Here is a 24,533-nt window from a genome sequence, read left to right as displayed (position 1 = left end):
AGCGGCGCGTGGGTCACGCGTCGGCTCCGGTGGTGGGTTCGGTCCGTGCGGACCGGGCGCCGACCCGGCCGCGGATGGCGAACCATCCGCCGACCAGGGCTCCGACGATCAGCGGCAGGCACAGCACGGTGGTGCGGCCGGCGCCTCCGTCGGCGTACATGAGGACCAGGACGGAGGCGAGGAAGGCCAGCGTCACGAGTTCGGTCCAGGGGGAGCCCGGCAGCCGGTAGCCGGGGCGGGTCAGCTCGCCCTTCTGGGTCTTCTGCCAGAAGAGGAGGTGACAGACCATGATCATGCCCCAGGTGGAGAGGATGCCGATCGCCGCGAAGTTCAGGACGATCTCGAACGCGTCCGCCGGGACCACGAAGTTCAGGCCGACGCCCAGGACACAGATACCGCTGGTGAGCAGGATGCCGCCGTACGGGACCTGGCTGCGGCTCATCACGCGGGTGAACTTCGGCGCGGAGCCGGACATCGCCATGGAGCGCAGGATGCGGCCGGTGGAGTACAGGCCGGAGTTGAGCGAGGACATGGCCGCGGTGAGGACGACGAGGTTCATCACGCCGCCGGCCGCCGGGATGCCGATGTTGGACAGCACGGTGACGAAGGGGCTCTCGCCGGCGGTGTACTTGTTCCAGGGCAGCAGCATCGACAGCAGGAGCACCGAGCCGACGTAGAACAGGCCGACGCGCCACATGATCGAGTTGATCGCCTTCGGCATGATCTTCTCGGGGTTCTCGGTCTCGCCGGCCGCGACGCCGACCAGTTCGACGGAGGCGTAGGCGAAGACGACGCCCTGGATGATCAGCAGCATGGGCAGCAGGCCGTTGGGGAAGACGCCGCCGTTGTCGGTGATCAGGGACGGACCGGGGTGCGCGCCGTCGACGGGGTGCTGGGTGACCAGCAGGAAGATCCCGATGCACATGAAGATCACCAGCGCGCTGACCTTGACGATCGCGAACCAGAACTCGAGCTCACCGAAGATCTTGACCGAGATCAGGTTGACGGTCAGCACCACGGCGAGGGCGATCAATGCGATCAACCATTGAGGGATGTCGGAGAACATGCCCCAGTAGTGGGTGTACGTGGCCACCGCGGTGATGTCGGCGATCCCGGTCGTGGCCCAGTTCAGGAAGTACATCCAGCCCGCGGTGTACGCGCCCTTCTCGCCCATGAACTCGCGGGCGTACGACACGAAGGCGCCGGAGGAGGGCCGGTACAGGACGAGTTCGCCGAGGGCGCGCACGACGAGGAAGGCGAAGATGCCGCAGACCGCGTAGGCGATGAACAGGGAGGGGCCCGCGTCGGCGAGGCGGCCGCCCGCGCCGAGGAAGAGACCGGTGCCGATGGCGCCGCCGATGGCGATCATGTTGACGTGCCGGGACTTCAGGGACTTGCTGTAGCCCGCGTCGCCCGCGTCGACATGTGCGGCCGGTGTGCGCGTCTCTTCTTTGAGGTGCTCGCTCACGCCTCGGGTCCGCCTTCCGTGGGTGTTTCCGCGCGCGGGGGGCGCACGATGTCGGTGAGGGTGTTCTCGACGCGGTCGAGGTGGTGCGCCATGGCGTCGGTCGCGTCGAGTTCGGAACCGTCCATCAGCGCCTCGACGATCGCCCGGTGCTCGCGGTTGGAGTGCTCGCGGCGTCCGCCCAGGTCGTTGAGGAAGGCCGACTGACGCGCCAGTGCGTCGCGGATCTCCTCGATGACCCGGCGGAAGACCGGGTTCTGGGCGGCCTGGGCGACGGCGAGGTGGAACAGCGTGTCGAGGGCGACCCAGGAGGTGGTGTCGGTCTCCCGCTCCATGCGCTCCAGCAGGTGCGTGAGGTGGTCGAGGTCCTCGGGGGTGCGGCGCCGGGCCGCGTAGCCCGCCACGGGGATCTCCACGTGGCGGCGCACCTCCAGCAGGTCGCTGGCGGCGTAGTCGCCGAAGGTGGGGTCCTCGACGGCGCTCGCGACGACGAAGGTGCCCTTGCCGGTCCTGGAGACGGTCAGGCCCATCGTCTGCAGGGCCCTGAGGGCCTCGCGCAGGACGGGCCGGCTGACCTCGAGGGCGCGGCACAGTTCGGCCTCGGAGGGGAGCTTGTCCCCCACCGCGTACTCGCCGTTCTCGATGGCGGCGCGCAGATGGGCCAGGACCGCTTCCATGGCGCTGATGCGCCGCGGACCCTGACTGGCTGTCTTGCTGTCTGACAGGTTCACGGGAGTGATCCTGCGGGTGACGTACGGGGGCTGTCAAGGGAGGTGAATGAAAAGATTCGCGGGGTGTGCGACCTGAAAACAGATCGCACACCCCGCGTCGGGCGACCGGACGGGTCAGCTGCTGATCACGCCCCCGCCGAGCAGGCCCAGCAGCAGCACGCCGACGATGATCCGGTAGATCACGAAGGCGTTGAAGGAGTGCTTGGCGACGTACTTCAGCAGCCAGGCGATGGAGCCGTAGGCGACGACGAAGGAGATGACCGTGCCGACGAGGAGCGGGGCGGCACCCACGCCCGCGCCGAGCGCGTCCTTGAGCTCGTAGATGCCTGCTCCGGTGAGGGCGGGCAGGCCGAGGAAGAAGGACAGCCGGGTGGCGGCGACCCGGTCGAGGTCGAGGACCAGCGCCGTGGACATGGTGGCGCCGGAGCGGGAGAAGCCGGGGAAGAGCAGGGCGAGGATCTGCGAGCTGCCGACCAGCATCGCGTCCTTGAACGTCGTGTCGCCCTCACCGCGCTTGTGCCGGCCCATCTGGTCCGCCGCCCACATCACGCCGCTGCCGACGATCAGCGAGGCGGCCACCACCCACAGGGACGCCAGCGGGCCCTCGATGAGCGGCTTGGCGGCAAGGCCCACGACGACGATCGGGATGGTCGCGTAGATCACCCACCAGGCGAACTTGTAGTCGTGGTGGTAGCGCTCCTCCTTGTTGACCAGTCCCCTGCCCCAGGCGGCGCAGATCCGCACGATGTCCTTGAAGAAGTACAGGAACACCGCGGCGATCGCGCCGACCTGGATGACGGCCGAGAAGCCGACCACCGCGTCGTTGTCGACGGGGATTCCCATGAGCCCCTCGGTGATCTTCAGATGCCCGGTGGAGGAGACGGGGAGGAACTCGGTCAGCCCTTCCACGACTCCGAGGACGGCGGCTTGACCGACGTTGATGACGCTCATGGGATCCAGTTCTGAGGAGTTGGTCGACAGTGCTGTAGACAGTCTTACTACGGGTGCGCGGGGGCCCTTGCGCCTACCCCCACCACGCCCGGGCGAGCGAAACCCCGGCAAAGGCCGCGCCGAGGCCCGCCGTCACACTTCCGACGACGTTGGCGGCAGCGTAGAGCCCCGCTCCGGTCTCGGTCAGCCGCAGGGTCTCGTAGGAGAAGGTGGAGTAGGTCGTCAGCGCTCCGCACAGGCCGGTTCCGAGGAGCAGCTGCGCCTGGGAACCGGCGGCACCCTGGGCCGCGGCGCCGGTCAGCAGGCCCAGGATCAGACAGCCGGTGACGTTGACCGCGAAGGTGCCCCAGGGGAAGACGGAGTCGTGCCGGGACTGCACGGTGCGGTCGGTGAGGTAGCGCAGCGGCGCGCCGACCACGGCGCCCGCGACGACCAACAGCCAGTTCACAACGACTTCTTACCCTTCCGGTCCGACCCGCCGGACGCCCTCTCGCGCCCGACGTACCGGATCACCTCGCAGTCGTCGAGGATCACGAGTCCCTCTTCGACGAGTTCGTCGAGCTGCGGCAGGAAGGCGCGGACGCGTTCCTCGGTGTCGACGACGACGATCGCCACCGGCAGGTCCTCGCTCAGCGACAGCAGCCGCGAGGTGTGGATCAGCGAGGAGGCGCCGAAGCCCTCGATGCCGCGGAAGACGCTGGCGCCGGCGAGGCCGGCCGCGTGCGCGCGATGGACGATCTCGGAGTACAGCGGTTTGTGGTGCCAGGTGTCGTTCTCGCCGATGAAGACGGTCACGCGCAGGGCGCTGCCGGTCAGCCTCGTCATGGCTGCCTCCACTTCAGGACGCGGCGGGCGGCGGTGACCGCGAACCACACCGCCGTGAGGGCCGCGAACAGCGTCGCGGCGAGGTAGGCCAGCCCGGTGACCGGGTGGCCGGCGTCGACGAGCTTCTGGATGTCGACGGCGTACGTGGAGAACGTGGTGAAGCCGCCCAGCACACCGGTGCCGAAGAAGGGGCGCACCAGCCGGTGGGCGGCCCACACGTCGGTGATGACCACCATGAACACGCCGATCACGGCGCAGCCGACGACGTTGGTCCAGAAGGTCGCCCACGGGAAGTGGCCGGGCGGGGTGGGCCACCCCAGGGCGAGCGCGTAGCGGGCGCTCGCGCCGAGGGCTCCGCCCAGCGCCACCACCGCGAGGACCGGCGCCTGGGTGCGCCAGGCCGGTGCTCGCCGGGTGCGGGCCGGCGCGCGCAGGCTCTCGGCTTCCGGTGCGGTCATGGTCGTACGTCTCCTACTCGCCGGGGCCCGGGTGCGCGGGCGCCGCTCCTTCGCAAGTAGGGACCGTTGGCGGCACCGGTGCCGCGGTTCGGGTACGGCGGGCCCCACCGCCGCGCCGCGAAGGGGGTCGCGGCCGGGCTACAGCGTAGCGTCCGGGCCGCGCGGAGGTCATTTCGGGTCCGGCCGCTCGCACACCGCCACTCCGCGCTCCGAGAGGCTGCCCAGGACGAGGCGGCCGCCGGCCTCGCAGACGCTGGTGACGAAGCGGAAGCCGGAGCGGCGGTGGGTCAGGTGGTGGACGACCGTGCCCCGGTCGTCGACCGCGAGGACGCCGATGGTGCCGGTGGGGCGGTAGGGGGCGCGTAAGGCGACGCGGGCGGCCGCGGCGCGCACGGCGGGGGCGGCACGGTGCAGCAGGTCCAGCGGGGGGATCCGGGGGCCGGCCAGGGAGACCCAGACGGGCCCGTCGGGCGCGCCGCGCCAGATGTTGTCGGGCATGCCGGGGAGGTTCTCCACGAAGGGCTCGCCGCGCCCGGCCTTCGGTCCGCTGAGCCAGTACCGGGTGAGCCGGCGGGCGCCGGTCTCGGCGACGATCAGGAACGATTCGTCGGAGCTCAGCGCCAGCCCGTTCGCGAACTGCAGGCCCTCCAGCAGCACTTCGGGGTACTCGCTGCCGGGCGCCAGCCGCAGCAGCCGGCCGGTGCCGGTGTGTTCGACGATGTCCCCGATCCACTGGTGCAGGGGGTAGCGGCGGCTGGAGACGGTGAAGCAGACGCTGCCGTCGGACAGCGCCACGACGTTGCTGCAGAACCGCAGCCGCTCCCCCGCCACCGAGTCGGCGAGGATGCGGACGATGCCCTCGCGCAGGTCGACGCGGAGCAGGCCGAGCTCGGCGTCGCACACCAGCAGGGCGTCGTCCGGCAGCAGTTCGAGGCCGAGGGGCCGGCCGCCGGTCTCGGCGAGCACCTCGACGCGGGCGGGCGAGTCGTCGGTGAGGCCGTCGATGCGCAGGATGCGGCCGTCCTCCACGCCGGTCAGCACGCGGCCGCGGGCGTCGGCCACGACGTCCTCGGGGCCTCGGCCGCCGATGGCGACGTATTTCAGCGGGACAAGTGCGGCGGGACGGTCCATGAGAACCTCCTCGTCGAGGTCGGGACAGTTCATGCTGGCATGCGTACGGACGTCCGACGGGCAGCGGGTCACTCGATCAGGTTTACCTCGTGGCTTTTCTGCCCACTCAGTCACTCGCCACCAGTGTCTCCACCGGACCATGCGCACAGCGGTGTTCCGGTCACGAAGAAGGGGTGGTCCCATGTCACGGTCGTCCGCGTGGTGGCACCGGCTGGGGCTGGCCGAGCTCCACCGGCGCGGCGCGGAACTGGAGTTGCTGCACCGGGCCATGGGCTTCGCCACGCTCGCCCTGGTCACGCTGGCGCCGTTGCTGATCGTGGTCGCGGCGGCGGATCCGCTCGGGCACGGCGGGTTCGCGCTGTGGCTGGTGGACGGCATGGACCTGTCGGGCCGGTCCGCCCGGGCGCTCTCCCACGTCTTCACCCCGCCGCGCAAGGTCATCAGCACCACCAGCGCGTGGAGCGTGGCGCTGCTCGCCCTGTTCGGTCTGTCCTTCGCGTCCAGTGTGCAGAACGGCTACGCGCGGATCTGGAAGCCGTCGGCGGGCCCGTGGCACCGGCTGTACCGCCAAGTGGTGTGGCTGGTGGTGCTGATGGTGTACGTGTACACGCAGGTGCAGACCCGCAGTGTGCTGGGCGGCACGCCCCGCGTCCCGCTCAGCCTGGCGGTCGGGCTGCTGTTCTTCTGGTGGAGCGCCCACTTCCTGCTCGCCGGCCAGGTGCGCTGGCGCCATCTGCTGCCCGGGGCCGTCGCCACCATCGCCGGTCTGGTGGGCCTGCGCTGGTTCTCGTACCTGGTGTTCACCCCGCTGCTGATCACCAACGCGATCAGCTACGGGCCCATGGGCACCATCCTGGTGGTGGAGTCCTGGCTGGTGGGCGTGGGGTTCGTGGTGTACGGCGGCGCGCTGGTCGGGCGGCTGCTGTGCGAGCGGTTCGGGTACACGGAGGAGCCGCCCGAGGACGAAGGCGGCACGGACCAGGGGCCGTCGGCGGTGCCGTCGTCGCGGGGGACGGTGTAGCTTCCCCTTCCCTGCCGCGTCTACCAGCCCTTCTCGAACATGCGGGCCACCTCGGCGATGCGCACCTCGTCACGCCGGTAGTAGGTGTGCTGCCCGCGTCGGCGGGTGCGCAGCAGGCCCAGGTCGGTGAGCAGGTCGAGGTGGGTCAGGGCGACGGCGCTCGGCACGCCCAGTCTGCTCGCCACGGCGTCCGCGGTGACGCCGTCGTCGACCGGGTCGCCGTGCGGCTGCGGGGCGAAGTGCGCGGCCGGGTCCTTGAGCCACTCCAGGATGTCCTGACGCAGCGTGCCGCCGGGAGTCCTCAGCATCTCGTCCCCCTCACCGGACGGGCCACCGCGTACCGCGTCCTCCCACTGTCCCGCAGCACGTGCCGCCGTGTCCGGGACTCGGTGGCCTTTGTCCGGGACCCGACGGCCCAGTGGGGGTTGGGCTGTTGGTCCCGGCCGCGCAAACATGGGCGAGGGCCCGGCCGCTCCCCTGCGACCGGGCCCCCTCCACACAGGTTCAGCGATGGCTGAACCAGCTCATGGCCGAGGTGGCCCTGTCGTTGTAGTCGAACAGGGCCTGGTTCTCCCAGCCGTTGCCGGAGGCGGAGTCGGTCGGGTCCCAGCCGTTGCCGGTGACCGCGGTCCAGGTGGCCTCCCAGTAGAAGACGCCGAGTCCCTTGTTGCCGGGGACGGCCTCCACGATGTTCGCGACGGCGTTCATCCACGCCAGCTGGCCCGCCTGGGTGGCCGGGTAGCCGGTGACCAGTTCGCCGGTGGTGTCGATCTGGTTCTCCAGCGAGTCGTCCTGGGCGAGGGTGAACGGGTAGGCCGTCTCGGCGACGAACACCGGCTTGCCGTAGCGGGAGACGACGTCGTCCAGGGTGGTCTGGGCGGCGGCGAGCGAGCCGTGCCAGTAGCCGTAGTAGGACAGGCCGATCACGTCGTAGTCGATGCCGTACGTCTTGGCGTTGTCGAACCACCAGCGGACGGTGGAGTCGTCACCGGCGTTGGCCAGGTGCAGGGCGACCAGGGTGCCGGAGGAGACCGCCTTGACGGCGCTGTAGCCGGAGTTGAGCAGGCCGGCGAGCTGCGACCAGTTGTCGGTGGAACCCTCGCTCCACAGCATGCCGCCGTTGATCTCGTTGCCGACCTGCACCATGTCGGCGGTGGTGCCCTGCGCCTTCAGTGCGTTCAGTACGTCGTAGGTGTGGTTGTACACGTCCGTCTTGAGCCGGCTGTAGGTGTGGCCGGACCAGGCGGCCGGCTTGGTCTGCTTGCCGGGGTCGGCCCAGCTGTCCGAGTAGTGGAAGTCGACCAGCAGCTTCATGCCGGCCGCCTTGACGCGCTTGGCCATGGCCAGCACGCGGGACTTGTTGTTGTAGCCGTCGGCCGGGTCGACCCAGACCTTCAGGCGCGCGTAGTTCATGCCGGCGTTCTTGAGGATGGTGACCGCGTCGCCGGTCGTGCCGGAGCCGGTCCTGTACACGCCGCCGAGGGCCTCGCTCTTGGCGAGGGAGGATATGTCGGCACCCTTGATCGACAGACCGGTCGATCCGGATGTGAAGGTGAGGTCGTCGACGTTGATCCAGTTGCCCGCCTTCGCGTCACTGTTGATGCTGATGGTGCACTGGTTGGCGGTCACCTTGATCGACGTGACGATGCGGACCCAGCTGCTGGTGGACACCGGCAGATCGGTCCTCTGCTCCGAACCGCCGCAGTTCTTCAGGGATATGTACGCGGAGTTCTGCCCGCCGCTGGAGCGGGTCCAGGCGGTGAGCGTGTAGCTGCCGTTGGTCAGCCCCGACAGGTACTGGTACGTCTCCACCTTGTAGGCGGACGCCGCGTAGTGGGACAGCCGGTAGCTCCCGCTGTGGCCGCCCGACTCGGTGTACGAGGCGCCGGTGTCGCCGTACTCGGACCAGCCGGTGGGGGCGGCGACGCCCGCGCCGTCGGACTCGAAGCCGCCGTTGGTGAGCGTGGCGGCGGCGTGTGCGCCGGTGGCGGGAAGGGCGATGAGGGCGAGCCCGGCCACGAGCGGCAGCAGCAGGGCCCTGAGGGTGCGTCTGGGATGGAACATCGTCGTCCGTCGTCCCTTCGACGAATGGGGATGGGGGATCCCCTCCGATGGAGGTGCCCCTCCGGTGGCACCCGGAGGGAGGGCCCCTCCGCCCGCGGCTCTCGTGGCACACACGGGCGAAGGGGAGTCGGCTCAGCCGTCGAGTCGTACGACCCGCACGGCTCCCGCGGGTACTTCCAGGCGGCCCGCCGCACGTTCACCGGTGAGCAGCTCGGTGCCGTGCGCCTCCAGCGGCACCTTGGCGTCGGACGCGGTGTGGTTGATCGCGAAGAGGTAGCTGCCCGAGTCGCCGGTGCGGCGTACGACCTCGACGTCGCGGGGCAGGTCGGCGCGAGCCGCGACACCGGCGTCCTCGACGGCCCGGCCGAGCAGCGCGTCCAGGCCCTCGGGGGCGAGGCGGGTGGAGACGTACCAGGCGGTGCCCCCGCCGAGGCGGTGACGGGTGACGGCCGGGTGGCCCGCGGTCAGGCCGTCGGCGTACGTCCACACGGTCTCCGCGCCGCGCGGGACGACGAACTCCGTCCACACGTCGCCGGCGAGTTCGGAGCCGTCCGGACCGGTGAGGCGCACCGACTGGCCCGGCAGCAGCGGCGAGAACTCCTCGACGGTCAGACCGAGCACGTCCCTGAGCGCACCGGGGCAGGCGCCCTCGTGGACTCCGTCGTGCTCGTCGACGATGCCGGAGAAGTACGACACCACGAGGGTGCCGCCGTTCTCGACGTACTCCCTGAGGTTGTTCCCGGCGGCCTCGGTCATCAGGTACAGGGCGGGCACGACGACAAGGGGATATCTCGACAAGTCGGCTTCCGGGTGGGCGAAGTCGACGGTGAGGTGGCGGTCGTAGAGGGTCTCGTAGAAGGCGTCGGCGCGTTCGCGCGCGTCGTGGTCCTCGCTGGGACGCCATTCGAGGGTCTGCGCCCACCAGGAGTGCCAGTCCCACAGGACGGCCACGTCGGCCTCGGTGCGGGTGCCGCGGACGGTGCCGATCGAGTCCAGGGAGGCGCCCAGTTCGACGACCTCGCGCCACACGCGCGTGTCGGTGCCGCCGTGCGGAACCATCGCCGAGTGGAACTTCTCGGCGCCGCGCCGGGACTGGCGCCACTGGAAGAACATCGCGCCGTCGGAGCCGCGGGCGACGTGCGCCAGGGAGTTGCGGGCCATCTGGCCCGGCGCCTTGGCGGGGTTGCGGGGCTGCCAGTTGACGCCCGAGGTGGAGTGTTCGAGCAGCAGCCAGGGGGCGCCGCCGGCCACGGAGCGGGTGAGGTCGGCGGCCATGGCGAGATTGACGTGGGTGCGGCGGCCGTCGGTGATCAGGTAGTGGTCGTTGGTGACGATGTCGACCTCGCGGCCCCAGGCCCAGTAGTCGACGGAGTCGCACTGGCTGAGGGCGGTCATGAAGTTCGTCGTGACGGGCACGCCCGGCGAGAGGCGGTGCAGGATGTCCCGCTCCATGCGGAAGTTCTCGCGCATGGTGGCGTCGGCGAAGCGCTTGTAGTCCAGGGCCTGGGCCGGGTTGACGGCCGTCGGGGTGGCACTGGGCGGCCCGATCTGCTCGAAACCCGAGTAGCGCTGGCCCCAGAAGGCCGTGCCCCACGCCTCGTTGACCGCTTCGACACTCCCGTACGACGCCTCGAGCCAGCGGCGGAAGTGGGCGGCGCAGGAGTCGCAGTAGCAGGCCGAGACCGGGACGCCGTACTCGTTGTGCACGTGCCACATGGCCACGGCCGGGTGGTGGCCGTAGCGCTCGGCGAGCCGGGTGGTGATGTCGGCGGCGGCCGCGCGGTAGTCGGCGTTGCTGTGACAGATGGCGGCGCGGGAGCCGAACGCGAAGCGCACGCCCTCTCGGCTGACCGGCAGCGCCTCCGGGTGGGCGCGGTAGAACCAGGCGGGCGGGCAGACGGTGGGGGTGCCCAGGTCGACGCGGACGCCGCCTGCGTGCAACAGGTCGAGAACCCGGTCCAGCCAGCCGAATTCGTACTCGCCGGGTGAGGGCTCCAGCAGCGCCCAGGAGAAGATCCCGACGCTCACCATGGTGACGCCGGCCTCGCGCATCAGCCGGACGTCCTCCTGCCACATGCTCTCCGGCCACTGCTCGGGGTTGTAGTCCCCACCGAAGGCGAGCCTGGTGAGGCCCCTGGGGCTGGTCTCCGGCATGGATCTCTCCCGAATTGGTCGATCATTTGGGAACGTGCACACACATCTTCGGCGGTGCGAGCCCAACATAACCGCACAGCAACAACCATTGACAAGTGTCCGGGATGTTTCTCTACTGTGAACGCTCACAGAGCAGCACGACAGGTCCTCGCGACGGGCGGGGGCCCCGCTCATGTGATTCGCACGGCAGGTCCCCGCAGAGGGCGGGGACCCAGGTCAGGGGAGAGATCCATGCCCAACGCGCAGCGCCGCCGTCTCGTTGTCAGAAGTGCAGCGTCCGCCCTCGCCGTCGCCCTCGGCGCCGCGGCACTCGCCGCCTGCGGTTCGTCCGACGGCGACAGCAAGGCCGAGTCCGGTCCGGTCTCACTGACGTACTGGACCTGGACGCCCGGCATGGACAAGGTCGTGGACCTGTGGAACAAGGGCCCGGGCAAGAAGGACCAGATCACGGTCACCGTGAAGAAGCAGGCGTCCGGCGACTCGCTGGTCACCAAGATCCTCACCGCGCACAAGGCGAAGAAGGCACCCGACCTGGTGCAGGCCGAGTACCAGGCGCTTCCGACGCTGGTCAGCAATGACGCGCTGGCCGACATAGCGAAGGACGTCGGCGACGCCAAGGGCAAGTTCGCCGACGGCGTCTGGCAGCAGACCACGCTGGGCACGGACGCGGTGTACGCGATCCCGCAGGACATCGGGCCGATGATGTTCTACTACCGCGCCGACCTGTTCAAGAAGTACGGCCTGAAGGTGCCGACGACCTGGGACGAGTTCGCACAGGTCGCCCGCCAGCTGAAGAAGAAGGCCCCGGACAAGGACCTGACCACCTTCTCCGCCAACGACTCGGGCCTGTTCGCGGGCCTCGCCCAGCAGGCCGGCGCCAAGTGGTGGACGACCTCCGGCGACAAGTGGAAGGTCGGCATCGACGACGCGGCGACGCAGAAGGTCGCCAAGTTCTGGGGCGGCCTGGTCAAGGAGGGCGCCGTCGACAACCAGCCGATGTACACCCCGGCCTGGAACAAGGCGCTCAACACCGGCAAGCAGATCGCCTGGGTCTCCGCCGTGTGGGCGCCGGGCACGCTGACCACGGCCGCGCCCGCCACCAAGGGAAAGTGGGCCATGGCCCCGCTCCCCCAGTGGTCCGCCGGCCAGAACGTCACCGGCAGCTGGGGCGGTTCCTCGACGGCTGTCACCACCGACTCCGCCCACAAGGAGGCCGCCGCCAAGTTCGCCGCGTGGCTGAACACCGACGGCTCCGCGCTGCAGGCGCTGGCCAAGGAGAGCGGCATCTACCCTGCCGCCACGAACGCCCAGACCAGCGGCGCCTTCGCCAATCCCCCGGCGTACTTCGCCAACCAGGCGGACTTCTACACCAAGGCCGCCGAGATCGCGAAGACCACCGCGCCCTCGGCCTGGGGCCCGAACGTGAACGTCGCCTACACCACCTTCAACGACGCCTTCGGCGCCGCCGCCAAGAACAAGTCGGACTTCGTCGCCGCCCTGACCACGATGCAGGACGCCACGGTCGCCGACCTGAAGAAGCAGGGCTTCGGGGTCTCTCAGTGACCAGCGCCGCCCGCCGGAGGTCGTACGGGGTCAAGGGGGCCCCGTACGCCTTCCTGATTCCAGCAACGATCCTCTTCGCCCTGTTCTTCGCGCTGCCCATCGGCTACGCCGTCCACCTCAGCTTCCGCAAGGTGCACGTCTCCGGGCTCGGCCTGGGGTCGGGTGCCCGGAAGGAGGTCTGGGCCGGCGTGGAGAACTACACCGACGCCCTGACCGACGGTGAGCTGATGCACGGGGCGCTGCGCGTGCTGGGCTACGGCTGCATCGTCGTCCCGGTGATGCTGGGCCTCGCCCTCCTCTTCGCGCTGATGCTCGACTCCGAGAGGGTGCGCCTCGCGCCCTTCACCCGGCTCGCGATCTTCCTGCCGTACGCCATCCCCGGCGTCGTCGCGGCGCTGATGTGGGGCTTCCTGTACCTGCCGGACGTCAGCCCCTTCTACTACCTGCTCGAGAAGTTCCACCTGCCGCAGCCGGACCTCCTCGACGGCGGCCCGCTGTACCTCGCCATGTCGAACATCGCGGTCTGGGGCGGCACCGGCTTCAACATGATCGTCATCTACACCTCGCTGCGGTCGATCCCGGCCGAGGTGTACGAGGCGGCGAGGCTGGACGGCGCCACCCCGCTGCAGACCGCGCTGCGGATCAAGATCCCGATGGTGGCACCGTCGCTGGTGCTGACCTTCTTCTTCTCGATCATCGCCACGCTCCAGGTGTTCAACGAGCCGACGACCCTCAAGCCGCTCACCAACTCCCTGCCCCTGACCTGGAGTCCGCTGATGACCGTCTACCAGGACGCGTTCCGCAAGGGCGACATCTACCAGGCCGCCGCCGAGGCCGTGATCATCGCGGTCGCGACGCTCGTGCTGTCCTTCGGCTTCCTGCGGGCCGCGAACCGCCGCCAGAAGCAGGAGGCCACGCGATGAGCTCCCTCGCCGTCCGAGAGGCCCCGCCGGCCGCGGGCACCACCGGCGCCACCCGGAGCCGCCCGCCGCTGCGCCGCCGTATCGCCCTGGTCCCCACGCTCACCCTGGTGCTGGGCGCGGTCTACACGCTGCTGCCGGTGGCGTGGGTGGTCGTCGCGTCCACGAAGTCGGGCAGTGAGCTGTTCTCGACGTTCACCTTCCTGCCCGGCACCGGCTTCGCCGACAACATCAAGCAGCTCGACGCCTACCGCGACGGCGTGTACTGGACGTGGATGGGCAACTCCGCCCTGTACGCCGGTCTGGGCGCCCTGCTGTCGACGTGTGTGTCGGCGTTCAGCGGCTACGCCCTGGCGACGTACCGCTTCCGCGGCCGCGAGACGATCTTCAACATCCTGCTCGCGGGCGTGCTCATGCCGCCGATCATCCTCGCCATCCCGCAGTACCTGCTGCTGGCCAAGGCGGACCTCACCGACTCCTACCTGTCGGTGCTGCTGCCGCAGATCCTCTCCCCCTACGGCGTCTACCTGGCGCGGATCTACGCCTCCGCCGCCGTGCCGGCGGACGTGGTGGAGGCCGGGCGGATGGACGGGGCGGGCGAGTGGCGGATCTTCACCCGGGTCGCGCTGCCGATGATGGTGCCGGGCCTGGTGACGGTCTTCCTGTTCCAGTTCGTTGCCGTGTGGAACAACTTCCTGCTGCCGTACATCATGCTCAGCGACGACGAGAAGTTCCCGATCACGCTGGGTCTGTACACGCTGCTGGAGCAGGGCTCCAACCAGCCCGCGCTGTACACCCTGGTGATCACGGGGGCGTTCCTCGCGGTGCTCCCGCTGATCGCGCTCTTCCTGGTCATCCAGCGCTTCTGGAGCCTCGATCTGCTCTCCGGGGCCGTAAAGTCATGACCATGAGCAACACGGGGGGCCGACGCAGACCGCCGACGATCCACGACGTGGCGCGCGAGGCAGGTGTCTCACGAGGCACCGTCTCGCGGGTGCTCAACGGCGGGCACTACGTCAGCCCGGCCGCCCAGGAGGCGGTCAACGCGGCGATCCGCAAGACGGGGTACGTCGTCAACCGGCACGCCCGCTCGCTGATCACCGGCCGTTCGGACTCCATCGGCTTTCTGCTGACGGAGCCTCAGGAGCGCTTCTTCGAGGACCCGAACTTCAACGTGCTGCTGAGCGGCTGCACCCAGGCACTTGCGGCACACGACATGCCGCTGCTGCTGATGCTGGCGGGCACGAAGGACGAACGGCGCCGCATAACGCGCTACATCACCGCCGGCCATGTCGACGGCGTGCTGCTGGTCTCCAGCCACTCCGGCGACCCGGTCGCGGAGGAGCTGCGCAAGGCGGGGGTGCCTCTCGTGCAGTGCGGCAAGCCCATGGGGCCCGGCTCCAAGGTCAGTTATGTCGCTGCGGACGACCGGGACGGCGCCCGGGACATGGTGCGCCACCTGCTGTCCCTGGGCCGCCGCCGCATCGGCATGGTGACCGGCCCGCTGGACCTGCCGGGCGGTGTCGACCGCCTCGCCGGCTACAAGGAGGTACTCGGGGAAGCGGGCATCGACATCGACGAACGGCTCGTCGTCTCCGGCGACTACAGCCGGGCCAGCGGCGAGGCGGGCGCCGAACGGCTGCTGGCGCAGGCCCCGGACATGGACGCCGTGTTCGTGGCCTCCGACCTGATGGCGCAGGGCGCGCTCACCGCGCTGGCCCGGGCGGGGCGCCGGGTCCCCGAGGACGTGGCCGTGGGCGGCTTCGACGACTCCGTCGCGGCCGTGGAGGCCACCCCCGCCCTCACCACCGTCCGGCAGCCCTACGACCGCATCAGCGCCGAGATGGTGCGCGTGCTGCTCGCCCAGATCGGCGGCGAGGACGCGGCGGCGGTGATCCTCCCGACGGAGCTGGTCAAGCGGGACTCGACGTAGCGTCCGGGCCGGGCCGCGGTAGCCGTGCCGCTGCCCATACTGAGGGGCATGGCCACCTACGACACGCTCGGCACGACGTACGGCCGGACCCGGCGGCCCGATCCGCGGATCGCCGCACGGATACACGCGGCTCTCGGGGATGCCACGGACGTGGTCAACGTGGGGGCGGGCACCGGTTCCTACGAGCCCGCGCGCACGGTGCTCGCCGTCGAGCCCAGCCGGGTGATGGTGGCCCAGCGCGCGCCCGGGAGCGCGCCCGCGGTGCGCGCGGTGGCCGAGCGTCTTCCGCTGCGGGACGGCGCCGCCGACGCCGTCATGGCGCTGCTGACCGTCCATCACTGGACCGACGCGGCGGCCGGGATCGCCGAACTGCGCAGGGTCGCCCGCCGCAGGATCGTCGTTCTGACCTGGGACCAGCGGGTCTTTCGCGAGCGGTTCTGGCTGGTGCGCGAGTACCTGCCGGCGGCGGCCGCCTTCGACGACTCCCGGGCCGTCCCGGTCGACCGCCTCGCCGCCCTGCTCGGCGGGGCGCGCCAGGAGCCGGTGCCCGTCCCGCACGACTGCACGGACGGCTTCGGCGCCGCGTTCTGGCGCCGCCCCCATGCCTATCTCGACCCATGGATCAGGGCCGGCATCTCCCTGTTCGCCCAGGCCGGCGAGGACGTCCTGGCACCCGGGCTGGCGGCGCTCGCCGACGACCTCGCCGCGGGGCGTTGGCACATCCGCCACGCCGGTCTGCTCACCCTCGACACCCTCGACGTCGGCTACCGGCTCCTGGTGGCGGACGTCTGAATCGCAACCGGTCAGGATCCGAGAAGCCGCAGTCCGCTCCCCCGCTCTAGCGTGAAATCACCGACGAAATCCGTCGGTGACACCGCTGAGCCGAGGAGAACGCCATGACCGCCGGCCTGAACACGATCATCTACCCCGTCAAGGACCTCACCCGGGCGAAGGCGCTGTTCAGCGCCCTGCTGGACACGGAGCCCTACGCGGACGAGCCGTACTACGTCGGCTTCAAGGACGCCGGACAGGACGTCGGCCTCAACCCCAACGGCCACGCGCAGGGTTGGACCGGGCCGGTGCCGTACTGGCACGTCTCCGACATCCGGGGACGGCTCGCCGCGCTGGTGGAGGCGGGTGCCGAGGTGCTGGAGGACGTCCGCGACGTGGGCAACGGCAGGCTGATCGCGTCCCTGAAGGACGCGGACGGCAACCTCATCGGGCTGCTCCAGGACCCGGCCGCCTGACGACCGGCGAGTCGCATGCATCCGCACTAGTTGCACACTCAACAACTGGCCGATTCGGTGTTACCGTGCAGGTATGGCGGTGAAGACGGCAGACGCCCGGCTCGAGGCGAAGTGGCGGGACATCCTGTCCGTACACGCGCGCACGATGTGCGAGATCGACCGGGCGCTGCACCCTCACGGCCTCGGCGCGAGCGATTTCGAGGTGCTCGACATCCTCGCGTCCGAGGCGCCCGAGGAGGGCACCCAGTGCCGGGTGCAGAACCTGGTGGGGCGGGTCCATCTCAGCCAGAGCGCGCTGTCCCGGCTCATCGGCCGGCTGGAGAAGGACGGCCTGGTCGCGCGTTCCGTCTGCGCCGAGGACCGGCGGGGCGTATATGTCGCCCTGACCCGCAAGGGGCGCGACCTGCACGCCGAGGTTCTGCCGCTGCAGCGCGCCGCGCTCGGTCGCATGCTGGGCTGATCAGTCCGGCGCGCAGCCCCGCAGCACGAACGCGATCACGTCGTCGAGTCCCGTCTCGCCGACCTCCGGGGGCAGGTGTCCGGTCGCCGCGAGGTCGGCGTAGCCGTGCAGCACCGCGAAGATGGGGCTCCCTACGCGCTCCAGCGAGCCCTTGCGCACCTCGCCCCTGCGCTGCCCCTCCTCGATCAACCGCTCCAGCAGCTCCGACCAGCGCTCCGTGGCCACGACCAGGGCCTCGGACGCCTCCGGGGCGTGCTTGAGCGAGTACATCAGCTCCAGCAGCGCGGCGTTCTCCAGGGCGAAACCGACGTAGGCGCGGACCATCGCGTCGAAACGCTCCGCGAAGGATGCGCCGATCCCCTCCTGTGACGCCTCCAGGACCTCCCGCAGCCGTTCGAATCCGGTCTGCGCCAGCGCGTCGAGCAGCGCCTGCTTGTCCTTGAAGTGACGGCTCGGCGCGGCGTGGCTGACGCCGAGATCGCGGGCGAGCTCACGCAGCGAAAGATCCGCCGGCCCCCTCTCGCGGAGCGTCTGCTCGGCTCGCGCCAGCAGGGCGGCGCGCAGATCTCCGTGGTGATAGCGGCGAGTCCGGGAGTGCATGGGCTTCAGTGTAACGGTCATGTTTGTGACGCCTACATTGTTGTCGTCGTCACCATTGTTGTCATTGACAGCATTGTTGGCGGCGCCTACATTTGCGGGCATGGCTACTCGATCCAGCAAGTGGAACATCAGCGACATCCCCGACCAGACGGGCCGTACCGCCGTGGTCACCGGCGCGAACAGCGGGCTGGGCATCGCCACCGTGGAGGCGCTGGCCGGCGCCGGCGCGCATGTGGTGCTCGCCGTGCGGGATCCCGCACGCGGCTCCGCCGCCGCGGCGCGCGTGAACGGCAGCGTGGAGGTGCGCCGCCTCGACCTCGCCGACCTCGCCTCCGTGCGGGAGTTCGCCGCGCAGTGGCAGGGCGATCTGCACCTGCTCGTCAACAACGCCGGCGTCATGAACATCCCGGAGTCCGCCACCAAGGACGGCTTCGAGACGCAGTTCGGCACCAATCACCTGGGCCACTTCGCCCTCACGAACCTGCTGCTGCCGCACATCACCGACCGGGTGGTGACCGTGTCCTCCGGCGCGCACCGGATGCCGGGCAGCCCGCGCATCCACTTCGACAACCTCGACCTCACCGGCGAGTACGCCCCCATCAAGGCCTACAGCCAGTCGAAGCTGGCCAACCTCCTGTTCACCCTGGAACTGCAGCGCCGGCTCGAGGCGTCGGGCTCGTCCGTGCGGGCGCTCGCCGCGCACCCGGGCTGGGCCGCGACCAACCTCCAGAGCCACGACGGCAGCGCGCTGCGCCGCGTCGTGATGCGGGTCGGCAACCGCTTCGTCGCCCAGGACAACAGGGCGGGCGCCCTGCCGACCCTGTTCGCCGCCGTCCAGGACCTGCCCGGCGCGAGCTACGTCGGGCCGGACGGCCTCGGTGAGATGCGCGGCGCCCCGACCCTGGTCGGCCGTTCCGCGGCGGCCAGCGACCCGGTCACCGCCCGCCGTCTGTGGGACGTCTCCGAGGAACTGACCGGCGTCGCCTTCCCGCTGTCCGCGGCCGTCGCCCGGGTGTGAGCGGTGACAGCTCTGCTCCTCACGGCCGTACTCCTCCTCGGCATCGCCTGCCTGGTGGCCGCGGTCGCCCAGTGACACGCCGCGGCCCGGCCCACATGTGGCCCCGTGTGCCGGCACTCGCCGGACGGAGCCGGCGGCGACCCCGCCCGCCCGGCCTCGGCGGTCACGGCCGCTCGCGGCACCGGCGGCCCGTACCCCCATCGCCCCCTCGCGCATCGCGGTCGGTCTCAGCCGCGCGGCCCCGTTGCCGGCACTCGCCGGACAGACTCGGAGGCGCCCCCGGCTGCCACGGCCGCCCTCCGGCCCACCCCGACCGCACACGCTCACGGCACCAGCGGCCCGGTACCCCCATCGCCCCCTCGCGCATCGCGGTCGGTCTCAGCCGCGCGGCCCCGTTGCCGGCACTCGCCGGACAGACTCGGAGGCGCCCCCGGCTGCCACGGCCGCCCTCCGGCCCACCCCGACCGCACACGCTCACGGCACCGGCCGCCCGGTACCCCCATCGCCCCCTCGCGCATCGCGGTCGTTCTCAGCCGCGCGGCCCCGTTGCCGGCACTCGCCGGACGGACTCGGAGGCGCCCCCGGCTGCCACGGTCGCCCTCCGGCCCACCCCGACCGCACACGCTCACGGCACCGGCCGCCCGGTACCCCCGTCGCCCTCTCGCGCGTGGCCGTCCGGTACCCCCCGTCGCTCTCTCGCGCGTCGCGGTCGGTCTCAGCCGCGCGGTCCCGCTGCCGGTGGCCGGCCCGAGGAGCCTTCGCCCGGTCTGCGGTCCGCCGGGCGGCGTGGCGGGATGGGGGTCGAGGTGAAGTCGCGTGGGCCGGTCCACAGAGCCGGTACGGCGTCGCAGCGGCGGCACAGCCGGTAGGCGATCGCCTCGTAGTTGACCCGCCAGCCGTGGAAGTGCGGCCAGGCCTCGGCGGTGGCGCGTTCGACGCGGAAGCCCGCCGCCTCCAGCATGGCGACCGCGGCCTCGAACTCGACGGGGTCGAGCTGGATCGGTGCGTCCGGGTCGGGATCGGGGTCGAAGGGGATGCGCAGGGCACGGGCGACGTCGCGCAGGGCGGTGAACCCGGCGCGCAGCACGAGCCGTGCCTCGGGCGGGGCGCTGCGCGGGGTGAGCGCCAGCTGCATGGCCGCCGCGTCCATCACGGCGATGAGGCCGACGAGCCAGTGCCGATAGGGCCGGGGTGAGCGGAACGCCAGCAGGACGGGGTAGGTGGAGTGGCTCTCGCCGATGTCGGAGGCCAGCCGCTCCCAGGCCCGGTACAGCTCGGGCAGCGCGGTCTCGGTGTCGACGAGGTACTGCCGGGCCAGGATCTCCGGACCCCAGGCCGGTTCGCCGGCCCGTGACTGCAGCAGCGTCACCTCCAGTTCACGGCGGTTGTAGGCGGCGTAGAGCGTGGGCAGGTAGGCGATCTGGAGGGCGATGAGGACGGGGCCGGTGGCCGCCGCGACGAAGTCCAGCGCGGACAGCCGCAGCCGGGCGCCGCTGGCGAAGCCGAGGGTGAACAGGCTGGAGCCGGCCTCCCGGAAGGAGCTGCCCCAGGGCAGCCCCGACAGAGCGTGCAGCACCATTCCGAAGCCGGCCAGCGCGCCGCCCAGCCAGGTGGCGAGCATGCCGATCAGGACCAGCGGAGCGAGCCAGGTCTGCGCGCGGTCGATGGCGCCGTAGTCACCGCGCGGGGCCGTGAGCCGCAGCAGCCGGCGCAGCGTCCACCACAGCCGGTACACCAGCGTCGAGTACAGCCCTCGGGGAACCACCAGGGTACGCAGCACGCTGGAGACCATGACCGCCAGCAGCAGCCCGCCGGCCACGCCGGAGATCCATCTCATGCGGCCATTGTCCCGCGGGAGGGGACGGGGTCGGCGCCGTTGATCTCCGTGCCGCGTGAGCCTCGGGTGCGGGAGCGGGAGACACCCGCACCTCTGCGGGCCCGGCTGCTCCCCCTCCGTGATCGGTGGCCGGGCCCACCCGCGTGCGCTAGGGCCGGGCCAGCAGGGTGCGGACGCCCTCCGAGGTGAGTGTCAGCGGGTGGTCGGAGCCTGCGTCTATGGTCAGCGACAGGTCGTCGGCGGGCCACTGCGAGGCGAGCGCGCCCAGCGGCACCAGCCGGTAGCGCGAGACGAAGGGCAGCAGGTCGGCGAGCTCCCCCTCCGACGTGAACACGGGCACCACCGGGTCGCCGCCCGGCTGCTCCAGGACGGGCAGCGCCACGGCCGAGGGGTCGGCGGCGTCCTCCTGGTTCGCGTCGTCGGGTACGGGCACGAGCACCTCGCTGCCGGCGAGTGCGTCCAGCGCCGCGGTGTCGTCGGTGTTCACGGCCAGCGCGTCCAGCGCCTGCCGGGCCGGTGTGGCGGTGTGGTCGTTGGCAGGTGTGTCCATGGAAGGTCCCCAGGTAGCGGCGGTCGTACGGCCCGCCCGGGGCATGATCGCCCGCGGGCACGGTTCTGCTCGCGTACCCGAACCCAGGCAGGCCATTCCTGCCACCGGGGGAATTGACGGCGGACCGTCCACCACGTCCCCGTCGGCCCGTCCGGCATCGAGGAGGATCGGCGCCGGCCTCGGCGGTTCAGGGCAGCGGTCGGCACTCCAGCTCTTGTTCGTCGGCGCCGCCGCGCCCGTCCGGTTCCACCCGGTGCACCCGGGCGTGCGGAAGGCGGGTCACCGTCTCCGTCGGCCGGCCGTCCGTGAACAGGACGCCGGTTCCGTCGTCCAGCGCCCATCCGGGAGGCAGCGATCCGGCGGCGACGGCGGACCGGTAGGAGGGGCGCCGGCCCGGTTCGCCGTCGTAGTGCGGGCAGACCGAGCCGGGCACCAGGCCCAGTCCGTCCCGCAGGAAGGTCAGCGGGCCGAAGGAGTCCGTGTGCGAGCTCTCCGCCCAGCAGTTGGCACCGGCGCTGATGCCGCACAGCAGGGTGCCGCGGTCGTAGGCCTCGCGCAGCAGCCGGTCCACTCCGTGCACGCGCCACACCGCGAGCATGTTCGCGGTGTTGCCGCCGCCCACGTACACGACGTCCTGTGCGAGCAGGTGGGCGCGCAGCGCCTCGTCGTCCAACTCCCTGTGGAACAGGGGAAGCACGGAGGGCATGCAGTGTCGACGGGGCCGGAAGGCGTCGAGGAACTGCTCGACGTACGCGGGTGCGTCACCGCTGGCGGTCGGAAGGAAGCAGATGCGCGGCCAGTCGGTGCGCACATGGCTCAGCATCCAGTCGTCCAGGAGGCCGTCGTCGTCGGTGCTGAAGCCTCCGCCGAGGAGGGCCACGCGTCGTCGCGGGGTCGGGTTCGGGTTCGTTCCGGCTCTCACTGCGCCTCCGCGAGCAGCTGGGCGACCGTGGTGACTCGGACCAACGGCCGGTAGAGATCCATGATGTGCAACGCCTTGGCGTGCGAGTCGTCGTCGGCGCCCGCGCAGGCGTCCGCCGCGACCAGTACCTCGATGCCGGCGTCGGCGGCGGCGAGCGCGGTGGACAGCACGCAGCAGTCGGTGCTGACGCCGGCCAGGACCAGGCGGCCCTCCCGCTCAGCGAGGGCGGCGAGGGACGGGCCCCACTTGCCGAAGGTCGGGGCGTCCAGGACGCGCGGGGCCAGGCCGGCGAACTCGTCGGTGAGCTCCCACAGCGGGGCGTCCGCAGGTTGGCGGGCGAAGGGCCACTGGTCGTAGTAGGCACGCCAGGCGCCCTCGGGCTCCGCGGGGGCCACGAAGCGGGTGAAGACGGTCCGGTCGCGGTGGGCCGGCAGCAGACGCCGTACTCCCGCCGCGGCCTCGGCGTAGCGCGGGGCCGCCCAGGGGCTGTCGGGTTCGGCGAAGACGCGTTGCATGTCGATGACGGTGAGCAGTCCGCTGGTCATACGACGGCTCCGGCGTCCGTCGGGCTCTGGGCCTGCGCTTCCTGGGCGTGCACGCGGGCGCGGCCCAGGGTGAGGGTGCCGAGGAAGCCGAGTGCGAGGGCGGCGAGGACGCCGAGGTTGGCGTAGGCCCAGGCGCCGGTCTTGCCGCCGAGGCCGAAGGGCTGGAGCAGGTAGCCCTGCCAGGTGAGCCAGTGGGCGGCCGAGTTGGTGACCAGGCCCCAGCCGAGAGCGGTGGCGGCGACGGTGAGCAGGAACGGGGTGAGCGGTATGTCGCCGTAGCGGCCGGTGGGGCGGTAGAGGTCGGTCTCGTCGTAGTCGCGGCGGCGCAGGGCGAGGTCGGCGAGCATGATGCCGCACCAGGCGGCGATGGGGACGCCCAGGGTGGTGAGGAAGCCCATGAACTGCCCGAGGAAGTCGTCGGCGACGAACACGATGTAGACGGAGCCGGCGATCATGAGGACGCCGTCGACGAGGGCGGCCAGGTAGCGGGGGATCCGCAGGCCCGCGGAGAGCAGGGCGAGGCCGGAGGAGTAGATGTCGAGGACGGCGCCGCCGACCAGGCCCAGGACGGCGACGACGGCGAACGGCACCAGGAACCAGGTGGGCAGGAGGATCGTGAGGGCGCCGATGGGGTCGGCGGCGACCGCGGTGCCGAGCTTGTCGGAGGAGCCCGCCAGCAGCAGGCCGAAGACCAGCAGGAGCAGCGGGGCCACCGAGGCGCCGAAGGTGGTCCAGCCGATCACGCCGCGGCTGGAGGAGCGGCGCGGCAGATAGCGGGAGTAGTCGGCGGCGGCGTTGACCCAGCCGAGGCCGAAGCCGGTCATCATGAACACGAGCGCGCCGATGAACTCCTGCGCGGAGCCCGCCGGGATCGCGCTGACGGTGCTCCAGTGGACGTGGTCGGCGACGAGGACGACGTAGACGACGGTGAGGACGCCCGTGACCACGGTGATCACCGTCTGCAGCCGCATGATCAGGTCGAAGCCCATGACCCCGCCGACGACGGTGAGCGCGCCGACCAGGACCAGGGCGACCACCTTGGTCTCGGTGCCGCCGCCCCAGCCGAGGCGGGAGAAGACGGTGGCGGTGGCCATGGTGGCCAGCGCGCACAGCACGGTCTCCCAGCCGACGGTGAGCACCCAGGAGATCACCGACGGCAGACGGTTGCCGCGTACCCCGTAGGCGGCCCGGCCGAGGACCATCGTCGGCGCCGAGCCGCGTTTGCCGGCGACCGCGATGAAGCCGCACAGCAGGAACGAGAAGACGATGCCGACGACGCCGGCGATCAGTGCCTGCCAGAAGGAGATCCCGAAGCCGAGCGCGAAGGCGCCGTAGCTGAGTCCGAGGATGGAGACGTTGGCGCCGAACCAGGGCCAGAACAGGGTGCGTGGTGTGCCCTTGCGCTCGGCGTCGCCGATCACGTCGAGCCCGTGCGTCTCCACCTGGAGCTGCCGGGCCGCCGCTCTGCCCTCGGCGTTGTCCGGGGACCCTGCCATCGACGACCTCCCGTGTTCCGCACGTGATGGCTGGAGGCTAAGTGGGGTCCGGTCGGCCGTCAATGATCAATGGGTCCCACCCGGCCGGGCCGGCCCCGGGACCGCGTGGGGTGATTCTGCCCGACCGGTGGCCCGGGAGCCTCAGCGCGCCCAGAACGGCAGCGGTGCGCAGACCTTCGCGCAGGTGTAGCCGCCGGGCATGAGCAGGCCCGCGTCGCCCTCGTTGTTCTCGCCGCCGGCGAAGTAGACCTCCGGGACCCAGCCCCAGCGGCCGTTGTCCGCCATGGTGCTGCCCCACCAGTGGTTCTCGGCGGCGCCGTCCCTGAAGGTCTGGCCCCTCGTCTCGGTGACGAACCAGTTCGCCGCGCCGCCCTGTTCCAGGTGGCCGACGACCGGGGCGCCCGGTGAGCGCGAGGCGAACACCGGGACATGGCCGCGGGTGAGGTTGCAGTACATGACGGTGGTGCCCGGCCACACCCGGCCGGAGAGGGGGTCGGCGAGGTCCCGCTTGACGGGGCTGCGGCAGGGGACGTCGTCGGTCGCGTGGGCGGCGGGGGCGGTCAGGGCCGCCAGGGCGACGAGCGCCGCGGCGGCCGTGAGGAGTCCGCGCTTGATGTGGATCACACAGAGCGGAACGACCCG

General features: G+C 71.2%; 26 protein-coding genes. 9 read left to right on the top strand and 17 right to left on the bottom strand.

Going from position 1 to position 24,533, the window contains the following annotated elements:
• Positions 1–13 precede the first annotated feature (13 nt).
• From ACQF4J_RS40795 to ACQF4J_RS40765, 7 genes are all read right to left on the bottom strand, one after another.
• Positions 14–1,468, bottom strand: coding sequence for an amino acid permease (locus ACQF4J_RS40795; protein ID WP_351564060.1), 1,455 nt, complete (start codon positions 1,466–1,468; stop codon positions 14–16).
• The gene (locus ACQF4J_RS40790; RefSeq protein WP_351564406.1) at positions 1,465–2,142 is read right to left on the bottom strand and encodes a FadR/GntR family transcriptional regulator; all 678 of its coding nucleotides are present in this window, start codon (positions 2,140–2,142) and stop codon (positions 1,465–1,467) included. The genes ACQF4J_RS40795 and ACQF4J_RS40790 overlap by 4 nt, the downstream gene beginning before the upstream one ends.
• A gap of 168 nt (positions 2,143–2,310) precedes the next feature.
• On the bottom strand, positions 2,311–3,147 hold the full coding sequence (locus tag ACQF4J_RS40785; RefSeq protein WP_351564062.1) for an undecaprenyl-diphosphate phosphatase: 837 nt from the start codon (positions 3,145–3,147) through the stop codon (positions 2,311–2,313).
• A gap of 73 nt (positions 3,148–3,220) precedes the next feature.
• Complete coding sequence (gene crcB / locus ACQF4J_RS40780; RefSeq protein ID WP_351564064.1) at positions 3,221–3,595, bottom strand: fluoride efflux transporter CrcB; 375 nt, start codon at positions 3,593–3,595, stop codon at positions 3,221–3,223.
• Positions 3,592–3,972 carry a DUF190 domain-containing protein gene (locus tag ACQF4J_RS40775; RefSeq protein WP_351564066.1) on the bottom strand — a complete coding sequence of 127 codons (381 nt, stop codon included), beginning with the start codon at positions 3,970–3,972 and terminating at the stop codon, positions 3,592–3,594. The genes crcB (ACQF4J_RS40780) and ACQF4J_RS40775 overlap by 4 nt, the downstream gene beginning before the upstream one ends.
• The gene (gene crcB, locus ACQF4J_RS40770) at positions 3,969–4,430 is read right to left on the bottom strand and encodes a fluoride efflux transporter CrcB (RefSeq protein WP_351802818.1); all 462 of its coding nucleotides are present in this window, start codon (positions 4,428–4,430) and stop codon (positions 3,969–3,971) included. The genes ACQF4J_RS40775 and crcB (ACQF4J_RS40770) overlap by 4 nt, the downstream gene beginning before the upstream one ends.
• Before the next feature lie 168 nt (positions 4,431–4,598).
• Positions 4,599–5,561, bottom strand: coding sequence for an SMP-30/gluconolactonase/LRE family protein (locus tag ACQF4J_RS40765; RefSeq protein WP_351564408.1), 963 nt, complete (start codon positions 5,559–5,561; stop codon positions 4,599–4,601).
• A 181-nt stretch (positions 5,562–5,742) separates the two neighbouring features.
• On the opposite strand from ACQF4J_RS40765, the gene ACQF4J_RS40760 reads away from it, so the two are divergent.
• Positions 5,743–6,582: a ribonuclease BN gene (locus tag ACQF4J_RS40760; protein ID WP_427168057.1), complete on the top strand. Its 840-nt coding sequence runs from the start codon at positions 5,743–5,745 to the stop codon at positions 6,580–6,582.
• A gap of 20 nt (positions 6,583–6,602) precedes the next feature.
• On the opposite strand, the gene ACQF4J_RS40755 is transcribed toward ACQF4J_RS40760, so the two are convergent.
• The 3 genes from ACQF4J_RS40755 to ACQF4J_RS40745 all read right to left on the bottom strand — a co-directional run bounded on the left by ACQF4J_RS40755 (position 6,603) and on the right by ACQF4J_RS40745 (position 10,800).
• Positions 6,603–6,890, bottom strand: coding sequence for an ArsR family transcriptional regulator (locus tag ACQF4J_RS40755; RefSeq protein WP_427168055.1), 288 nt, complete (start codon positions 6,888–6,890; stop codon positions 6,603–6,605).
• 196 nt (positions 6,891–7,086) lie between these two features.
• Complete coding sequence (locus ACQF4J_RS40750) at positions 7,087–8,646, bottom strand: glycosyl hydrolase 53 family protein (RefSeq protein ID WP_351564073.1); 1,560 nt, start codon at positions 8,644–8,646, stop codon at positions 7,087–7,089.
• Between the two features lie 132 nt (positions 8,647–8,778).
• Positions 8,779–10,800, bottom strand: a complete 2,022-nt coding sequence (locus ACQF4J_RS40745) for a beta-galactosidase (protein ID WP_351802812.1) — start codon at positions 10,798–10,800, stop codon at positions 8,779–8,781.
• Positions 10,801–11,031: 231 nt separating this feature from the next.
• Here ACQF4J_RS40745 and ACQF4J_RS40740 point away from each other — a divergent pair, with 231 nt between their 5' ends.
• From ACQF4J_RS40740 to ACQF4J_RS40710, 7 genes are all read left to right on the top strand, one after another.
• Positions 11,032–12,363, top strand: coding sequence for an extracellular solute-binding protein (locus ACQF4J_RS40740; RefSeq protein WP_351564077.1), 1,332 nt, complete (start codon positions 11,032–11,034; stop codon positions 12,361–12,363).
• Positions 12,360–13,286, top strand: a complete 927-nt coding sequence (locus tag ACQF4J_RS40735) for a carbohydrate ABC transporter permease (RefSeq protein ID WP_351802810.1) — start codon at positions 12,360–12,362, stop codon at positions 13,284–13,286. The genes ACQF4J_RS40740 and ACQF4J_RS40735 overlap by 4 nt, the downstream gene beginning before the upstream one ends.
• On the top strand, positions 13,283–14,188 hold the full coding sequence (locus tag ACQF4J_RS40730) for a carbohydrate ABC transporter permease (RefSeq protein ID WP_351564084.1): 906 nt from the start codon (positions 13,283–13,285) through the stop codon (positions 14,186–14,188). The genes ACQF4J_RS40735 and ACQF4J_RS40730 overlap by 4 nt, the downstream gene beginning before the upstream one ends.
• The gene (locus ACQF4J_RS40725) at positions 14,185–15,216 is read left to right on the top strand and encodes a LacI family DNA-binding transcriptional regulator (protein WP_351564085.1); all 1,032 of its coding nucleotides are present in this window, start codon (positions 14,185–14,187) and stop codon (positions 15,214–15,216) included. The genes ACQF4J_RS40730 and ACQF4J_RS40725 overlap by 4 nt, the downstream gene beginning before the upstream one ends.
• 48 nt (positions 15,217–15,264) lie before the next feature.
• The gene (locus ACQF4J_RS40720; RefSeq protein ID WP_351564087.1) at positions 15,265–16,008 is read left to right on the top strand and encodes a methyltransferase domain-containing protein; all 744 of its coding nucleotides are present in this window, start codon (positions 15,265–15,267) and stop codon (positions 16,006–16,008) included.
• A 104-nt stretch (positions 16,009–16,112) separates the two neighbouring features.
• On the top strand, positions 16,113–16,463 hold the full coding sequence (locus ACQF4J_RS40715) for a VOC family protein (RefSeq protein WP_351564089.1): 351 nt from the start codon (positions 16,113–16,115) through the stop codon (positions 16,461–16,463).
• A gap of 73 nt (positions 16,464–16,536) precedes the next feature.
• Positions 16,537–16,923 (top strand): MarR family winged helix-turn-helix transcriptional regulator, encoded by a 387-nt coding sequence (locus ACQF4J_RS40710; RefSeq protein WP_351564091.1) that lies wholly within the window; start codon positions 16,537–16,539, stop codon positions 16,921–16,923.
• Here the strand turns inward: ACQF4J_RS40710 and ACQF4J_RS40705 are convergent, their stop codons facing one another.
• A complete protein-coding gene (locus tag ACQF4J_RS40705) occupies positions 16,924–17,523 on the bottom strand; it encodes a TetR/AcrR family transcriptional regulator (protein WP_351564093.1) in 600 nt (199 codons plus the stop codon).
• Positions 17,524–17,623: 100 nt separating this feature from the next.
• On the opposite strand from ACQF4J_RS40705, the gene ACQF4J_RS40700 reads away from it, so the two are divergent.
• Positions 17,624–18,541, top strand: coding sequence for an oxidoreductase (locus tag ACQF4J_RS40700; RefSeq protein ID WP_351564095.1), 918 nt, complete (start codon positions 17,624–17,626; stop codon positions 18,539–18,541).
• 715 nt (positions 18,542–19,256) lie between these two features.
• On the opposite strand, the gene ACQF4J_RS40695 is transcribed toward ACQF4J_RS40700, so the two are convergent.
• The 6 genes from ACQF4J_RS40695 to ACQF4J_RS40670 form a co-directional block, all read right to left on the bottom strand.
• The gene (locus ACQF4J_RS40695; protein WP_427168054.1) at positions 19,257–20,378 is read right to left on the bottom strand and encodes a hypothetical protein; all 1,122 of its coding nucleotides are present in this window, start codon (positions 20,376–20,378) and stop codon (positions 19,257–19,259) included.
• 148 nt (positions 20,379–20,526) lie between these two features.
• Entirely contained in the window at positions 20,527–20,928 is a 402-nt protein-coding gene (locus ACQF4J_RS40690) for an SseB family protein (RefSeq protein WP_351564099.1), read from the bottom strand.
• Positions 20,929–21,115: 187 nt separating this feature from the next.
• A complete protein-coding gene (locus ACQF4J_RS40685) occupies positions 21,116–21,850 on the bottom strand; it encodes a peptidase E (protein ID WP_351564101.1) in 735 nt (244 codons plus the stop codon).
• Positions 21,847–22,395, bottom strand: a complete 549-nt coding sequence (locus ACQF4J_RS40680) for a cysteine hydrolase family protein (protein ID WP_351564103.1) — start codon at positions 22,393–22,395, stop codon at positions 21,847–21,849. Before ACQF4J_RS40680 ends, ACQF4J_RS40685 begins: the two co-directional genes overlap by 4 nt.
• Complete coding sequence (locus ACQF4J_RS40675) at positions 22,392–23,891, bottom strand: purine-cytosine permease family protein (RefSeq protein ID WP_351564105.1); 1,500 nt, start codon at positions 23,889–23,891, stop codon at positions 22,392–22,394. The genes ACQF4J_RS40680 and ACQF4J_RS40675 overlap by 4 nt, the downstream gene beginning before the upstream one ends.
• A gap of 141 nt (positions 23,892–24,032) precedes the next feature.
• Complete coding sequence (locus ACQF4J_RS40670; RefSeq protein ID WP_427168053.1) at positions 24,033–24,515, bottom strand: hypothetical protein; 483 nt, start codon at positions 24,513–24,515, stop codon at positions 24,033–24,035.
• Positions 24,516–24,533 lie beyond the last annotated feature (18 nt).

This window comes from Streptomyces sp. C1-1 (assembly GCF_050214755.1).
Taxonomy (GTDB): domain Bacteria; phylum Actinomycetota; class Actinomycetes; order Streptomycetales; family Streptomycetaceae; genus Streptomyces.
This window is presented reverse-complemented; position numbering and strand designations above follow the sequence as displayed.

Bases quoted from the DNA above. Each gene is read 5' to 3' on its own strand.
- ACQF4J_RS40765 (WP_351564408.1), bottom strand. From the start codon at position 5,561: ATGGACCGTCCCGCCGCACTTGTCCCGCTGAAATACGTCGCCATCGGC.
- ACQF4J_RS40750 (WP_351564073.1), bottom strand. From the start codon at position 8,646: ATGTTCCATCCCAGACGCACCCTCAGGGCCCTGCTGCTGCCGCTCGTG.
- ACQF4J_RS40730 (WP_351564084.1), top strand. From the start codon at position 13,283: ATGAGCTCCCTCGCCGTCCGAGAGGCCCCGCCGGCCGCGGGCACCACC.
- ACQF4J_RS40680 (WP_351564103.1), bottom strand. From the start codon at position 22,395: ATGACCAGCGGACTGCTCACCGTCATCGACATGCAACGCGTCTTCGCC.
- ACQF4J_RS40745 (WP_351802812.1), bottom strand. From the start codon at position 10,800: ATGCCGGAGACCAGCCCCAGGGGCCTCACCAGGCTCGCCTTCGGTGGG.
- crcB (WP_351802818.1), bottom strand. From the start codon at position 4,430: ATGACCGCACCGGAAGCCGAGAGCCTGCGCGCGCCGGCCCGCACCCGG.
- ACQF4J_RS40740 (WP_351564077.1), top strand. From the start codon at position 11,032: ATGCCCAACGCGCAGCGCCGCCGTCTCGTTGTCAGAAGTGCAGCGTCC.
- ACQF4J_RS40760 (WP_427168057.1), top strand. From the start codon at position 5,743: ATGTCACGGTCGTCCGCGTGGTGGCACCGGCTGGGGCTGGCCGAGCTC.
- ACQF4J_RS40695 (WP_427168054.1), bottom strand. From the start codon at position 20,378: ATGAGATGGATCTCCGGCGTGGCCGGCGGGCTGCTGCTGGCGGTCATG.
- ACQF4J_RS40720 (WP_351564087.1), top strand. From the start codon at position 15,265: ATGGCCACCTACGACACGCTCGGCACGACGTACGGCCGGACCCGGCGG.
- ACQF4J_RS40690 (WP_351564099.1), bottom strand. From the start codon at position 20,928: ATGGACACACCTGCCAACGACCACACCGCCACACCGGCCCGGCAGGCG.
- ACQF4J_RS40715 (WP_351564089.1), top strand. From the start codon at position 16,113: ATGACCGCCGGCCTGAACACGATCATCTACCCCGTCAAGGACCTCACC.
- ACQF4J_RS40710 (WP_351564091.1), top strand. From the start codon at position 16,537: ATGGCGGTGAAGACGGCAGACGCCCGGCTCGAGGCGAAGTGGCGGGAC.
- ACQF4J_RS40785 (WP_351564062.1), bottom strand. From the start codon at position 3,147: ATGAGCGTCATCAACGTCGGTCAAGCCGCCGTCCTCGGAGTCGTGGAA.
- ACQF4J_RS40755 (WP_427168055.1), bottom strand. From the start codon at position 6,890: ATGCTGAGGACTCCCGGCGGCACGCTGCGTCAGGACATCCTGGAGTGG.
- ACQF4J_RS40700 (WP_351564095.1), top strand. From the start codon at position 17,624: ATGGCTACTCGATCCAGCAAGTGGAACATCAGCGACATCCCCGACCAG.
- ACQF4J_RS40705 (WP_351564093.1), bottom strand. From the start codon at position 17,523: ATGCACTCCCGGACTCGCCGCTATCACCACGGAGATCTGCGCGCCGCC.
- ACQF4J_RS40790 (WP_351564406.1), bottom strand. From the start codon at position 2,142: ATGGAAGCGGTCCTGGCCCATCTGCGCGCCGCCATCGAGAACGGCGAG.
- ACQF4J_RS40725 (WP_351564085.1), top strand. From the start codon at position 14,185: ATGACCATGAGCAACACGGGGGGCCGACGCAGACCGCCGACGATCCAC.
- ACQF4J_RS40675 (WP_351564105.1), bottom strand. From the start codon at position 23,891: ATGGCAGGGTCCCCGGACAACGCCGAGGGCAGAGCGGCGGCCCGGCAG.
- ACQF4J_RS40775 (WP_351564066.1), bottom strand. From the start codon at position 3,972: ATGACGAGGCTGACCGGCAGCGCCCTGCGCGTGACCGTCTTCATCGGC.